The following is a 14,231-nucleotide window of genomic DNA, read 5'->3' on the forward strand; positions in this document are numbered from 1 at the left end:
CATGTTCCGCTTATGTCCGAGAAATCGTTGTCTGGCGAACAAACCTTGAGGTGACGCCTTCATCGCGCAGCTGCTCGATCATCTTGGCAAGCTGGGGTCGGTCACGCTTTGCGCCCGAGATCTTCTCCTCGAACGTCCGCTTGCATCCGGCCTCCTTCAACGCGGCGCGTTGCAGCCGAAGATCCTGGTCATCGGTGGACACACGGGCGTAACCAATCAACATGTCGCACAACTGTATCGGAACTAAAGCATTATGCAACAGACTTTAGCGACACCGGTCTATGAGAGAACACAAGCATCGGTATGCTGTCGCGAAATTTAGCAATTTAGCGACACCGGGCTGTCATAGGGGAAGCGGCTGGTCGGCTGGTACCCAAAGCCGAACGCTAGATGAGAAACTTAATCCTGCCGAAAGCGGCCGTTCGTTCAGTGGAATTTTCTCCCTTCGCCTTCTACGAGCCGCAATCTCTGGAAAGAGCAATCGTCAGGTCTATTTGAACTACTGCTTTGGCGACCAATTGACGGAACGTGGATCAGGTATGGACATTTTAGCGACATTGCCCGTTAATAAAAATGTGGGTGGAGCCGACTCCATAACAGGCGCATGTCCGGCGTTGTTCGAAAAGACTGTCTTGCGCGTGACAACGCGTAAACCGCATTGGCTCTGCCCAGCATCATAATATGTGGAAAGACAGTAATGGGATGGGGAGGTCTTCGGGCCTCCCCCTAGCGTGTTATCTACCATCTGCGAAAGTGAAGGCCCGAGGAAGCGCGTTAAAAAGCATTTAGCTTACGTGCAAAAGTCGATCTTGCTCGCGCAATGGCTCTCCCAATCTGTCCGAAGATGGGTAGCGCGATTGGTAGCCTGGCCGCCCGCTGCATCGGGTGATTCGAGCATAACGCTTCCGCGTATCATTTTAATAATCTATTGTACAATGTAGTCACAATATCACACTGTTGATAATTGAAAATCAAACAGAAATTTCACGTAGTATGAAAAGATGCGGCTCGCACACAGCAAGCATAAGTAAATTAAAATCTATCCACCGCGTTCAAGATTGCACGCCCATAGTTCGTTTTTCTAAAGCGCTCGCCCGCCTCGCGAGCCTGGTTGGCGCTTATGAAGCCTTGGTGAAACGCGATCTCTTCGAGACAGGCGATCTGAATGCCTTGGCGGTGTTGAATCGTCCGGACGAACTCGCTCGCCTCAAGCAGAGAGTCGTGCGTGCCGGTGTCGAGCCAGGCGTAGCCACGCCCCATCTGTTCGACGAACAGGTCGCCAGCTTCCATGTAGATGCGGTTTAGATCGGTGATCTCGAGCTCGCCGCGGGCGGAGGGTTTCAGGTCGCGTGCGAACTGGACGACGCGGTTGTCGTAGAAATACAGGCCGGTGACCGCATGGTGCGACTTGGGCTTTGCAGGCTTTTCCTCGAGGCTGACGGCCTTGCCGCCCTCGCCGAACTCGACGACGCCGTAGCGTTCGGGATCGTCGACGCGGTAGGAGAAGACCGTCGCGCCGCCCTTGCGCGCGACCGCGCTCGCCAGCAGGTCGGTCAGGTGCGCGCCGAAGAAAATGTTGTCGCCGAGTACGAGCGCGACATCGTCGTCGCCGATGAAGTCCGCGCCGATCGTGAACGCCTGGGCGAGGCCCTCAGGGCGGGGCTGTTCGGCATAGGAGATCGCCAGCCCGAATGCCGACCCGTCGTCGAACAGGCGACGGTAATTGTCGATATATTCGGGGCTTGAGATGATCAGGATGTCGCGGATGCCCGCGAGCATCAGCACCGACAGCGGATAATAGATCATCGGCTTGTCGTAGACGGGCAGCAGCTGCTTGTTCACGGCGAGCGTCGCCGGATGAAGCCGCGTGCCCGAACCGCCGGCGAGAATGATGCCCTTCATTGGGAAATGTCCTTCTTGGGGGCCCCGAGCAGTTCGTCGAGGATATTGCCGAGCGCGGTCTGCCACGCGGGCGGATGGATGCCATAGTCGCGCGTGATCGCGTCATGGCTGAGCAGCGAGTTGGCCGGGCGCGTCGCCGGCGTCGGGTATTCGCTGGTCGGGATGCCGTCGACCTCGGCGCTCGCCCCGCCCCGCGCGCCGCTCTGCGCGAAGATCTCGCGCGCGAAGCCGGCCCAGGTGACCGCGCCGGCGTTGCTGAAATGATAGATGCCGGTGGGGGCGGCGGGATCCTCGACGAGGCGCATCGCGATCGTCGCGAGCGCCGCGGCGAGATCGGTCGCGGACGTCGGGCTGCCATGCTGGTCGTCGACCACGCGCAGGCGCGGGTTGGTCGCGCCGACGCGCAGCATCGTCTTTACGAAGTTGTTGCCGTGCGCGCTGACCACCCAGGCGGTTCGGACGATCGCGTGGCGTGCGCCCGAGGTCCGCACCGCGAGTTCGCCGCCAAGCTTGGAGGCGCCGTACACGCCGAGCGGCGCGACCGGATCGGTGACGTCCCATGCGCCCTCGCGCGCGCCGTCGAAGACGTAATCGGTCGAGACCTGGACGATCGGGATCGCCGCCTTCGCGCACGCCTCGGCAAACGCCGCGGGGGCCATCGCGTTGACCGCCCAGGCGGTGACGATGTCGCTCTCCGCCTTGTCGACCGCGGTATAGGCCCCTGCCGAGATCACCGCGGCCCAGGGCGCGCCGTCATGGCCGCCCGCGACCATCGCGGCGATCGCCGCGGTATCGCGCAGGTCGAGCTCGTCGATGTCGATCGCGGTAACGGCCCAGCCTTCCGGCCAGGCATAGCGCTTGAGCTCGGTGCCGAGCTGGCCGTTCCCTCCGGTGACGAGGATCCGCTTGAGACCGCCAGCTGCGGAAACATGGCTCATACCGAAAGCCCGCGACGCTGGTCGGCCTTGTGCTCGGCGACGATCGCCTGCCACCAGTCCTGATTGTCGAGATACCAGGCGACGGTCTTCTCGATGCCCGTCTCGAACGTCTCGGCAGGCTCCCAGCCGAGCTCGTCCTTGATCCGGGTCGCGTCGATCGCATAGCGCTTGTCGTGGCCGGGGCGGTCGGCGACATAGGTGATCTGCGTCGCGTAAGGCTGGCCATCGGCGCGCGGGCAGAGGCGATCGAGAATCGTGCAGACGGTCTTCACGACCTCGAGATTCTGCTTCTCGTTGTTTCCGCCGACATTGTAGGTCCGGCCGGGCTCGCCCTTTTCGAACACCGCATGCAGCGCGCGGACATGATCCTCGACATACAGCCAGTCGCGGACCTGGTCGCCCTTGCCGTAGACCGGCAGGTCGGCGCCGGCGAGCGCCTTGACGATCATCAGCGGGATCAGCTTTTCGGGGAAGTGATACGGCCCGTAATTGTTAGAGCAGTTGGTGATCAGCACCGGCAAGCCAAAGGTGTGACCCCAGGCGCTGACGAGATGGTCCGACCCCGCCTTCGACGCCGAATAAGGCGAACGCGGATCATAGGGGGTCTTTTCGGTGAACAGCCCCGTCTCGCCCAGCGAGCCGTAGACCTCGTCGGTCGAGATGTGGTGGAAGCGGAACGCCGCCTTCGCGGCGTCGCCGAGCGACAGCCAATAGGCGCGCGCCTCGCTCAGCATCGTGAAGGTGCCGACGACGTTGGTCTGGACGAACGCACCGGGGCCGTCGATCGAGCGGTCGACATGGCTTTCGGCCGCGAGATGCGTGATCACGTCGGGCCTGAACTCGGCGATCGCCGCGCGGACCGCGTCCGCATCGCAGATGTCGCCCTGGACGAAGCGGTAGCGGTTCGAATCCGCGACGCGCGCGACCGTTGTCAGCGTGCCCGCATAGGTCAGCTTGTCGAAGTTGAGGACTTCATGGTCGGTGTTTTCGATCAGATGACGGATAAGCGCCGAACCGATGAAGCCGGCCCCGCCGGTGACGAAAATGCGCATATGTTATCCTTCAGACCAGGGGCGCGAGCGGGCGGCCGTTATAGGGAAAAGGGCTGTCGAATTTCGCGAGTAGCGGCTGGACCGTGTCCTTGGCCGAAAGCTCAGGGGTCGATCCGGCGGGCATCGGCCAGTCGATGCCGATCGCGGCGTCGTTCCAGCGAATGCCGCCGTCATGATCCGGCGCATAGGTATCCGAGCATTTATACGTAACTTCGCAATCGGGCTCGAGCGTCAGGAAGCCGTGTGCAAAGCCGATCGGGATGAAGAGCTGGTCACCATTCTTGGCGGAGAGTTCGGCCCCGACCCACTGGCCATAGGTCGGCGAGCCGAGGCGTATGTCGACGGCGACATCGAATATGCGCCCACGGATGCAGCGGACTAGCTTGTCCTGTCCTCGCGGCGGCGTTTGAAAATGAAGGCCGCGCAGGGTAAAGACGGGCACGGACAAGGAGTGATTGTCCTGCACAAAACTGCAGCTGATGTCGCGGTTCGCAAAGGCTGGAACCGAGTAAACCTCGGTGAACCAACCCCGTGCATCGCCGTAGCGCTTTGGTTTAATCAACTGAACGGGGCCATCTGTCATGGCCGACCGGATAGAAACTTGCTTGACGAACGGCAATGCAGGATATGCGTTACATCAGGTTTTTTAGGGTAACCGGCGCGCGTTTGCGGCCGACATGAGTGTGCGCTATCGGCACATTTTCCATATCGGTAGCACTGGGCGCCCGTGAAGTTGAGCATTGGAGCAAGCGTGGCTAGTCATCCCCGGTCCGCGCATCCCTATGACACCGGCGGGCGTGGCCGATCGCGCGGTCGAGGATCACGGCCCCAGACCCGCGCATGGCCAAGCACCGATGCCTGGGTAGCCTGCCTTTTCGTTGTGATCTGCTTCCTGTTCGGCGGAAATTCTCGGTTCCAGCTTCTCGCGGACCTCGTTCTTCGCCTCGTCTCGATCCTGGCGATTGGCTATGCACTGGTGCGAATGACCCCAGGTGATCGCCGTCGGGCGCGTCCGTTCGCATGGGCGATTCTAGCGTTTGGGGCGCTGATGGCGGCGCAGTTGATCCCGCTTCCCCCTTCGCTGTGGAATGCCATGCCGGGCCATGGCTTCTACCGGGATGCGCTGACCACCGTTGGGCTGGCGGATGGCTGGCGGTCGTGGTCAATGTCGCCCGACCTCACGCTGAATAGCCTGTTCGCGCTGTTCCCACTACTGGCGGCAGCTTTGTTGTTCGCGGTCCTCGACAATGACGGTCGCCGCTGGGTACTGAATACGCTGCTTGCCTGCTTGGCGATCGGCGCGCTGCTGGGCATGCTCCAGCTCGTGTCGGGCAGTTATTATGTCTATCCGCACAATAACGAGGGGACCGGGGTCGGGTTTTTTGCCAATCGCAACCACCAGGCGCTGTTCCTCGCGATCGGGATAATCCTGATATTTGGCCGGTGGCAGCTGGCGGAGCATCGCAGTGCTCTCCCGCGGGTCGCGGCTATGCTGGGCGCCGTGCTGCTGCTGTTCCCAGTGCTGATCGTGACCGGATCGCGGGCGGGATTGGTGGCCGGACTGATCGCGTTCACGGCGGGGGGGGCAGTTTTCGCGCGCAGCCTTATCGTGGGCCAGATCGGGTGGAAGCGATTGGCGATCCCGGTGGCGGGGCTGACCGTTGCAGGGCTCGCGCTGGCCGTCGGTGCAATGTCTTCGCGTCAAGTCGTCTTGCAGCGATTGTTCGAAACGCGTTCGACCATTGGTACAACGGAATTGCGAACCGCCAACTTGCCCGCGTTGATCGAAACAACGAAGACATTCTTCCCGTTGGGTGCAGGTTTCGGCACCTTCGATGCAGTATTTCGACGGTTCGAATCGAACGCGTTGCTTCGTCCGACATATTTCAATCATGCCCATAGCGAGCCTATCGAAATCCTTATCGAAGGCGGGCTGCCGGCCGCGCTACTTATGATCGGTCTACTGGTCTGGGTCGCCCGGCGCAGTAGCGTTTTGGTATCGCCGCCAAAGAGATCGTCGATCATCGTGCTGTCGCAGGTTGGAGTTCTAGGGCTGATCCTGCTGATGCTCGGATCGCTCGTCGATTATCCGTTGCGGACGCCGTTCCTGGGTGTCCTTGCGGTTCTCTTCCTGACATGGGCGAGCGGCGAGCGCGACGAGGCCGGAATTGCCTGAGTGGCTATTGGCACCGTTGACATCATGGGGTAACGCGACGCCATTCAACAAGCGAGAATTTATATAGTGATGCGGCGTTTTTTGATCGCGGTTCTTGCCGCGTCTTCCCTCACAGCGTGCGTCCGGGACGATCCGCCCCTGATGCCCGGCTCGCACCTAGTTGTGACCAAGGACACAGATCTGCCCGCGCCGTCCGGGGGTGATATCGTCCGCTCATCGCGCGAATATCGGATCGCGCCGTTCGATCAATTGAGAATTAGCGTCTTTGGCGTCGACGAACTTAATCAGACCATTCGCGCGGATTCAGGCGGCAATATCTCGCTACCGCTTGCGGGGACGATCAAGAGCGCCGGCCTTACGCTAGAGGAGTTCACCGGTCTGCTGCGGACGCGTCTCTCGCAATATATTCGCACGCCGCAGGTCGCTGTGAACCTCGAGGAAACGACCAGCCAGAGCGTCACCGTCTACGGGCAGGTGCAGCAGCCAGGCCAGTTCCCGATCATGGGCAAGATGACGCTGCTCCGGGCAATTGCGCTTGCGAAGGGGGCCAGCGATGTTGCCAATCTCGAGGAAGTCGTCGTGTTCCGTACGATTAATGGCCAGGACATGGCGGCGCTCTATAATCTGGAAGCCATTCGCCGCGGCACCTATCCTGATCCCGACATCTACGCGAGCGACGTGATCGCGGTCGGCGATTCTTCAAGCCGACGGTTGTTCCGCGATATCCTGCAGGCATCGCCTCTGCTGGTTACGCCGATCGTCGTTCTGCTTCAGCGTCTGTAGGAGCAGCGTTTCCATGAATGCTTCCGAATCAAATTCGCACGAGGGCTTTGCCGTGGCCAGCCGTGACGAGCATCTGGCGGTAACCACCAGCCGGACGCCGATGCTGACCCAGTATCTGATGATGGCGGTGCGTCGGAAATGGACGATCGTCGGCGCCATCGTCGTCTGCCTAGCAGCGGCGATCCTGATCACGCTGCTTGCCACGCCCAAATACACAGCAGTGACGCAGATTGAGATCAATCGCGAGGGTGCGCGCATTCTTAACAATGTCGAGAATGTGGAGCCGGAAACGAGCACTGCCGACCAGGAATTTTATCAGACGCAATACACGATCCTCGAGTCGCGGGCGATGGCGGACCGGGTCGTCCGCAAGTTGCGCCTCGCCGACAATCAGCAGTTCTTCGAAACGATGCGCGCGTCAACGATTGCCGATAGCTTCACGAACGGCCGGTCGAGCCTGTCGCGCGCCGCGCGCGAGGATGCGGCAGCGCATATCCTGACCGCCAATGTGTCGGTCGAAGGCATCCGCACCTCGCGTCTAGTCAATATCGAATGGACGAGCCCCGAGCCGACGCTGTCCGCGCAGGTTGCGAGCACTTGGGGCACCAGCTTCATCGAGTATAATCTTGAGCGTCGCTATGATGCAACCGCCTATGCGCGCACGTTCCTCGAGGGGCGGCTTGTTCAGTTACGCCAGCGTCTTGAACAGTCCGAGCGTCAACTGGTCAGCTATGCGCAGAACCAGGCCATTGTTAGCCTGCCAATCGGTGCATCGGACGCATCCGGCAAGGTTGCGGAGCGTTCGCTGACGGTTGATCGCCTCGGCGCGCTTAACACCGCGCTGTCGGAGGCAACCGCCGACCGTATCCGTGCCGAGAGCCGCATCGAGGGCAGCCGGTCGAGTGCGAGTTCGGAGCAGCTGAGCAACCCGACGATCAACAGTCTGCGCCAGCGTCGCGCCGAGCTGTCGGCAGATTATGCGCGGCTGATGACGCAGTTCTCGCCCGACTATCCGCCCGCCAAGGCGCTGTCGGCGCAGCTGTCCGCGATCAATACGAGCCTGTCGCGCGAGGAGTCGCGGGTGACTGGCGGACTTCAGAACGTATATCGCGATGCGCAGCAACGAGAGAACCTGCTGCAGAAGCAGGTCGACGCGCTGCGGGTTCAGTTCCTCGACCAGCGCCGCAGCGGCATCCAGTATAACATCTTCCAGCGCGAGGTAGACACGAACCGTCAGCTTTATGACGGCCTGCTGCAGCGTTTGAAGGAAATCGGTGTCGCCGCGGGGTCGAGCGAGAACAACATCTCGGTGATCGACACCGCGCAGGTGCCGACGCGTCCGTCCTATCCACGGCCGTTGCTGAACCTGCTGGCCGGGCTTGGCCTCGGTATCCTAAGCGGTCTCGCACTGGCGTTTGCCCGTGAGCAGATTGACGAGACGATCGCCGATCCGGCGGACTTCGAGCGGCGCATCGGCCTGCCGATGCTCGGCGGGGTCCCCAATGTCCGCAGTGCCCACCCGCTGGAGGATCTTCGCGATCCGAAATCGGGGCTCACGGAAGCCTATCTGTCGATTCAGGCGAGCCTGTTGTTCTCGACCGACCACGGGCTGCCGCGATCGCTGGCCGTTACCAGCACCCGGCCGGCAGAGGGCAAGTCGACCACGGCTCACGCCTTTGCCTATGTCATCGGCCGGTCCGGTTCGCGCACGCTGCTGATCGATGCCGACATGCGGTCGCCGTCGCTGCATGCCGACCTGTCCATTCCGAACGAGATCGGCCTCAGCGCCGTCCTGTCGGGGCTGGTCGATGTCGGTGAGGCGATCAACAAGGTCGACGGGTTGTCCTTCGACGTGATGACCGCGGGCAAGTCGCCGCCCAACGCCGCCGAACTGCTGCGTGGCCACCTGTTCACTGACCTGCTGCGTCAGCTCGGCGAGCGCTATGACTGCGTCGTGATCGATTGCCCGCCAGTCATGGGGCTGGCGGATGCGCCGATCATTGCCAGCGTCGCCGAGAGCACGGTCTTCGTGATGGAGGCCCGCGGCATCAAGGCACGCCTCGCGCTGATCGCGATCGATCGTCTGCACCAGGCACGGGCGCGCCTGACGGGCGCGGTGATGACCAAGCTGCCGCTCAACAATGGCGGTTATGGCTATGGTTACGACTATGGCTATGGCTATGGCAGAAGGACCGACGACTGATGCCGAGACGGCGTTGGCTATCGTTGACCCTGCCAAAGACATCGGAGTGGCCACGCTGGGTGATCGGGCTCTGGCTGGTCATTCTGATCGGCAGTGCGGTAGCGGTCGTCTGTTCAGGCGTCGCGGCGGGGCTTCGCAACCAGCGTCCCGCCATCGCGCTGCAGTTCGCTCCTGGCGATGCGCGTGCGCTGTCGCGGATGGCGGATACGAGCCTGCTGGTCGAGGACGGGCAGCTCCGCGACCCGAGCGAGCCCCGGCGCTATGCGCGCGCCGCGCTCGCCCGCGATGCCACGCTGCCGGCATCCTGGCGCGTGCTGGGCCTGACCGCGCCGGATGGTTCGGCCTTGTCGGTCGAACTGCTTGAAACCGCCGAGCGGCTGTCCCGGCGGGACGCACCGACCCAATTGGCGCTGATCGAATTCGCGGTGGGTCGTGGCGACATCCTCGGCGCGCTGGGTCATTATGACATCCTCCTCCGCATCTCGAGCGCCTATGATGCGGTGCTGTTCCCCGTCCTCGTCGGTGCGAGCACCGAGCCGCAGATCCGTCAGGTGCTGGGTCAGCAACTGCTTCGCGCGCCGATGTGGCGGCGCCGGTTCCTGGCGTACATGGTGAACGCCGCGACGCCCTATCCGGTGCAGGCTGACCTGTTTTCCGCGATCGCCAAGGGCGGCAAGGCGTTTCCCGACAGTGACATCGTCGCGTCGCAGGCGACCAACAGCGCGCTTGGCGGCAACTACGTGATCGCACGCCATCTGTACGGCTTGGTCGCACCGGGCGAGGTCACGCAGCGCCTGCGGAATGGCGGTTTCGACAAGGATGGCGGCGTGCCGCCGTTCGACTGGCAATATGACAGCGACGGCGCGTTGACCGTCGCGGTTGCGTCCTTTGGTCCGGGTCGGCGACTAGAGATCATCAGCGAGCGCGGCGACGGCGCGCGCGCGGCACGGCAGCTGTTGTTCCTGACACCCGGCCGCTATCGGCTCGCGGCACAGGTCGGCGCGATCGAGGGGGAGCCTGCGGGACGCCCGTACATGACGATGACCTGCGCCGATGCCGGAACCCCGCTCCTGACGGTCGATACGCAGCCCAAGGCACGTCGCGTGGCCGGGATGGTCAGCGTGCCGAATGGCTGCGCCGTCCAGTGGCTCGAGCTCGGTATGCGGCAGGATCCGAATGGCGCGCGCGCCGCGGCCTGGGTCGACGGCGTCGCCATCGACCGCGTCGGCGACTGAGCGCAGGCCGCTGCCGGCGCTGTAATAGGCCCCTGTGCATTATCCGGACACAGATTCACGGTAGCGGTTTGATGAGCAGTGGCATGAGGCCGTCGGCGTCGAGATCGAGGCGATCGGACCAGATATAATCGCCGGTGAGATTGATACGATCCCAGCCAAGCGGCGACAGGCGGGACAGCATCGCCTGATCTATGGCGGTCCCCCGATGGCGCATTTCTTCAACGGCGCGACCGAGATAGCGGCAGTTGAACAGGATGATCGCAGCGGTGACGAGGTTGAGCGCAGCCGCACGGGTTTGCTGGTTCTCCAGGCCACGGTCGCGGAATCGACCGAGCCGATGAAAGGCGACTGCCCGGGCCAGGCTGTTGCGTGCCTCGCCCTTGTTCAATTCGGCGGTAACGGTGCGGCGCAGCGCCGGATCCTCGAACCAACGCAGGGTAAACAGCGTGCGCTCGATCCGCCCGACCTCGCGCAATGCCGCGGCTAGGCTGTTCTGCTGGCGGTAGGCAGACAGCTTTTTCAAAATCAGTGAGGGCGTGACAGTGCGGTCGCGCATCGCGCCGATGACACGTTCGATATCCGGCCAGTGGCTGACAATCAGGTCCCGGTTGAGCTTGTGGCCGAATAGGGGCGCAAGCCTGCCATAACGCTTCGGGGGTTCGAAGGCGTAGAGGCGTCGATCCGACAGGCGGGGGATGCGCGGCTCGAAATCGAGCCCGAGCAGGTGCATCGTCGCGAACACGATGTCGGAAACGCCGCCTCCATCGACGTGCAGGGCGGTCAGATCGGCGTTGCTGTCGTGGCCGAGGATACCGTCGAGCGCATGGATGGCCTCTCCAGCCGTGCCGGCGATCACAGTCTGGTGAAGCGGCGCGTACCGATCGGTGATGGTGGTGTAGATCTTGACCACCGGGTCGCGACCATAATGCGCATTGACCGCTCCGCCGGCTTCGCCCGGTCCGCCGAGGTAAAAGGCCTGCCCGTCAGCGGACGCCCGGTGCCCCTGCCCGAACCAGGCGGCGATCGGCTCGGCGTGGATAGCGTCGGTCAGACAGGCAAGCGCCACGCGAAAGGTTTCCTCGCGCATGTGCCATGTCTGCATGCGCAGAAGCGCGCGGCGTGATCCTGCGCCGCATACCTCGGCCATCCGCGACATCCCGAGATTGGTCGCCTCGGCAATCAAGGTGGCGAGGAAGGCGCGCTCGTCGGCAGGCGGCAATCCGGTTGAAACATGACCGAAATGCCGGGTGAAGCCGGTCCAGCGTTCAACCTGCGACAGCACGTCGGTAATACGGGTAGCAGGCAGCATGCCGTAACAGGCGAGCGTCAGGTGCCGCCCTTCATCCTGCCCGGCGTCAGCATCCTTCTGCTCTTTGGGGAAGCGTAATCTCTCCCCGGCGAACAGCGCGGCATCACGCCCGTCCAGATTGCGGGCGACGTCGCGCAAGGCGCTGTCGAGTTGCTCAGCGCGCTGATCGAGCCATGCATGTGGATCGCCGAGTGAGAACGGCGGTTGGAGCGATGCGCCTGGCGATGGCGCAAGCAGCACGTCCAGCGACCGGTGCATCCGCGACGTCGGCACCCAGATATCACCCGATGCCAGCGCATTGGCAAGCGCGCCGTAAGTCGCCATTTCCCAATGCGTCCGGTCGATCTTTCCTGCGACCACGACATGGCGTTGCCAGCGCCGCTCGACATGACCGAGCGGAACGTCGGCGGGAAGCGGTTTGCGCCAGTCGCCATCGAGATCCGACAGGACCGTCATCGCATTGCGCAATGTCGCGGTGCCGGCCCGGCCGTGGAAATCGAGCGCTTGCAGGAACTGTGGTCCTGCCCGTTTGAAGGTCCGGTACTCGGCTGCAATCTCACTCAGCACATCATCCCTGTGAGGTGCGGCGGTACGACGGATGATCGCCGCATCGGCATCGAGCATGTCGAGAGGCATGATATCCCTGAGGGCCGAGCCGATATCTTCACCGGCGCGTGCTGCCCGGCTGACCGTTTCCAGCACCGTGGCGATGCGCATCAGCCGATCGCGTCCCTCACGTCCTGAAACCGCGACCCGCTGTTCGAGGCGCTTGCGAGCACGAAGGTGAGCGCGTCCCATCAAGGCGCCGAACATGGCGATCGCGGCGTCGGTAAGCGTGGCCGCCAGCTCGCGCAGCGTGGCAAGCAAGATGACCCGCCTGCGGGCAGGGCGCATCTGTTGGAAAGCCTGGGCGGTATAGCGCACACCTTCGCGGGCGAATTGCGTCAGGCGTGGTTCGTGCCGGGGATCGATCGGAACACGGGAAATACCGGTCCAGCGGATCAGTGCCACCTTCTCGAGGATTTCGGTGAGCGAGGCGGACGCGACGCGGGGCTCCGGTTCGCGCAGCCAGGAAAAGCGGCTCTGTCGGTCATGCACCTTGTCATCCACCAGCGTGTCGAGACGTTGTCGCATCTCTGTGTCGAGTGTGTCGTCGACCGCGGCGACCAGATCGGTTTCCGCCCGAAGCATCGCCTCGGCCGCCATCCGCTCCACAACGCTGATACCGGGGATGACGATGCGCCGGGTGCGTAGTTCGCCCAGTAGTCGGTCGAGAAGAATGCGTCCGTCAACGATGGGCATGGCTTCGGTCGCAAGCCACGCGGTCGTCGAAGTGCGAACCGGCTGGCTCAGATCGGTAAAACCAAACCGGGCTTTGATGGCGGCAAGCTGATCGTAGCGGGTCGGTGTACGCCGCGCGAAGTCGGCGATGACGCGCGCATCAACCCCAACCTGGTCGGCGATATGGTCGAGCATGATCGCAGGCAACAACTCGCCGGCGCGCAGATGCCGTCCTGGATAGCGCAGACAGCAGAGTTGCAGGGCATAGCTCAGCCGGGTCGCTGGAGTGCGTGCGATACCGATCGCTGACATGTCTTCGGCGTCGAGGCCATGATGTCGCACAACCATCGTTTCGGTATCGGGCAGCGCCAGCAGTGCGGCGCGCTGCCGCCCGGTCATTGGAATGCGTGCGGGCATGTTTGATCCTTCAAAAACCTCTTGCCTTTTGCCCGCCTAATGAAAGAGGATTGTGAAAGGCGGAAGGCGGCGGAAACCCGTCACTCCTGTTCTGCCTCCGGATACGGCCGTTTGTGAAAGAGACCGGATGACCCGTGAACCCTATCTGATCGGCTATGCCCGCGTGTCGAAGGGTGATGACCAGTCAAACGCCGCCCAGCGCCGTGCACTCGATGCGGCCGGCTGCAAACGCGTGTTCGAGGAAACCGCTAGTGGCGGGCGGTGGGATCGGCCAAAGCTCCTGGAGATGATCGGCCAGTTGCGCGACGGCGACGTGGTGGTGGTCTGGAAACTCGATCGGTTGTCGCGCAGCCTGAAGGACATGCTGCACATCATGGAGCGGATCGAGTTGGCAGGCGCAGGCTTCCGCTCGCTAACTGAGGCGATCGACACCACTACAGCCGCAGGCCGGATGATGATGCAGATGGTTGGCAGCTTCGCTGAGTTCGAGCGCGCGATGATCCGCGAGCGCACCAGCGCTGGTCTTGCCCAGGCCCGTGCAGAGGGAAGGATTGGCGGACGTCGGCGCAAGCTCGCAGAAAAGCAACGTCGCGAAATCGCGGAATCCGTCGTGTCCGGCCGCAAGTCAGGTGCAGAGATGGCCCGCCTTTACGGTGTCAGCGAACCCACCGTTTCACGCATCGTGGCCGCGCACCGGCAAAGCGTCGAAGTTAAATCGGCGTAGCCGCTCGCGGACGGCGATGAATGGTGGTTCGACTTTTGAGCCTAAAGATGCAGAAAGCCGTCGTTGCTGCGGTGTCACAACCGTTCGAGACTGTTGAAAAACTGGGCAAGCAGGCAGTCCGGCCACTTCGTGCGTAATATCATTGCTTGAAGATGGCCGCTTTTGCACAGGGAGTTGCGGCGTCAGGCGGGATACGAGAAGAATATTGCTC

Annotated in this window: 12 protein-coding genes; 5 read left to right on the plus strand and 7 right to left on the minus strand. The window is 62.7% G+C overall.

Translation table 11 applies throughout. The annotated features are described in order from the left end of the window. Nucleotides 1–10: 10 nt before the first annotated feature. The 5 genes from GV027_RS20750 to rfbC form a co-directional block, all read right to left on the minus strand. Nucleotides 11–223: a recombinase family protein gene (locus GV027_RS20750; RefSeq protein WP_443029575.1), complete on the minus strand. Its 213-nt coding sequence runs from the start codon at nucleotides 221–223 to the stop codon at nucleotides 11–13. Nucleotides 224–1,032: 809 nt separating this feature from the next. Beyond that, nucleotides 1,033–1,902 (minus strand): glucose-1-phosphate thymidylyltransferase RfbA, encoded by an 870-nt coding sequence (gene rfbA / locus GV027_RS20755; RefSeq protein WP_159513473.1) that lies wholly within the window; start codon nucleotides 1,900–1,902, stop codon nucleotides 1,033–1,035. After that, nucleotides 1,899–2,840 carry a dTDP-4-dehydrorhamnose reductase gene (gene rfbD / locus GV027_RS20760; RefSeq protein WP_159513474.1) on the minus strand — a complete coding sequence of 314 codons (942 nt, stop codon included), beginning with the start codon at nucleotides 2,838–2,840 and terminating at the stop codon, nucleotides 1,899–1,901. Before rfbD ends, rfbA begins: the two co-directional genes overlap by 4 nt. Beyond that, a complete protein-coding gene (rfbB, locus tag GV027_RS20765; protein WP_159513475.1) occupies nucleotides 2,837–3,892 on the minus strand; it encodes a dTDP-glucose 4,6-dehydratase in 1,056 nt (351 codons plus the stop codon). Before rfbB ends, rfbD begins: the two co-directional genes overlap by 4 nt. Nucleotides 3,893–3,902: 10 nt before the next feature. Further along, complete coding sequence (gene rfbC, locus GV027_RS20770; RefSeq protein WP_328799542.1) at nucleotides 3,903–4,511, minus strand: dTDP-4-dehydrorhamnose 3,5-epimerase; 609 nt, start codon at nucleotides 4,509–4,511, stop codon at nucleotides 3,903–3,905. Nucleotides 4,512–4,772: 261 nt separating this feature from the next. Here rfbC and GV027_RS20775 point away from each other — a divergent pair, with 261 nt between their 5' ends. The 4 genes from GV027_RS20775 (at nucleotide 4,773) to GV027_RS20790 (ending at nucleotide 10,289) form a co-directional block, all read left to right on the plus strand. Then, nucleotides 4,773–6,068 carry an O-antigen ligase family protein gene (locus GV027_RS20775; RefSeq protein ID WP_159513476.1) on the plus strand — a complete coding sequence of 432 codons (1,296 nt, stop codon included), beginning with the start codon at nucleotides 4,773–4,775 and terminating at the stop codon, nucleotides 6,066–6,068. 69 nt (nucleotides 6,069–6,137) lie between these two features. Continuing rightward, nucleotides 6,138–6,851, plus strand: coding sequence for a polysaccharide biosynthesis/export family protein (locus tag GV027_RS20780; protein WP_159513483.1), 714 nt, complete (start codon nucleotides 6,138–6,140; stop codon nucleotides 6,849–6,851). Nucleotides 6,852–6,864: 13 nt separating this feature from the next. Next, complete coding sequence (locus tag GV027_RS20785; RefSeq protein WP_159513477.1) at nucleotides 6,865–9,054, plus strand: GumC family protein; 2,190 nt, start codon at nucleotides 6,865–6,867, stop codon at nucleotides 9,052–9,054. A gap of 23 nt (nucleotides 9,055–9,077) precedes the next feature. After that, the gene (locus tag GV027_RS20790) at nucleotides 9,078–10,289 is read left to right on the plus strand and encodes a hypothetical protein (RefSeq protein WP_236559440.1); all 1,212 of its coding nucleotides are present in this window, start codon (nucleotides 9,078–9,080) and stop codon (nucleotides 10,287–10,289) included. A gap of 55 nt (nucleotides 10,290–10,344) precedes the next feature. Here GV027_RS20790 and GV027_RS20795 read toward each other — a convergent pair whose 3' ends face one another. Beyond that, entirely contained in the window at nucleotides 10,345–13,296 is a 2,952-nt protein-coding gene (locus tag GV027_RS20795) for a Tn3 family transposase (protein ID WP_236559441.1), read from the minus strand. Nucleotides 13,297–13,423: 127 nt separating this feature from the next. Between GV027_RS20795 and GV027_RS20800 the strand changes: the two genes are divergently transcribed. Continuing rightward, nucleotides 13,424–14,020 carry a recombinase family protein gene (locus GV027_RS20800; protein ID WP_159513479.1) on the plus strand — a complete coding sequence of 199 codons (597 nt, stop codon included), beginning with the start codon at nucleotides 13,424–13,426 and terminating at the stop codon, nucleotides 14,018–14,020. On the opposite strand, the gene GV027_RS21630 is transcribed toward GV027_RS20800, so the two are convergent. Then, on the minus strand, nucleotides 13,970–14,231 hold a 262-nt coding region (locus GV027_RS21630; protein WP_236559442.1), incomplete at its 5' end, for a hypothetical protein. The genes GV027_RS20800 and GV027_RS21630 overlap by 51 nt on opposite strands.

The organism is Sphingomonas sp. T1, from assembly GCF_902506585.1.
Lineage (GTDB): Bacteria > Pseudomonadota > Alphaproteobacteria > Sphingomonadales > Sphingomonadaceae > Sphingomonas > Sphingomonas aerolata.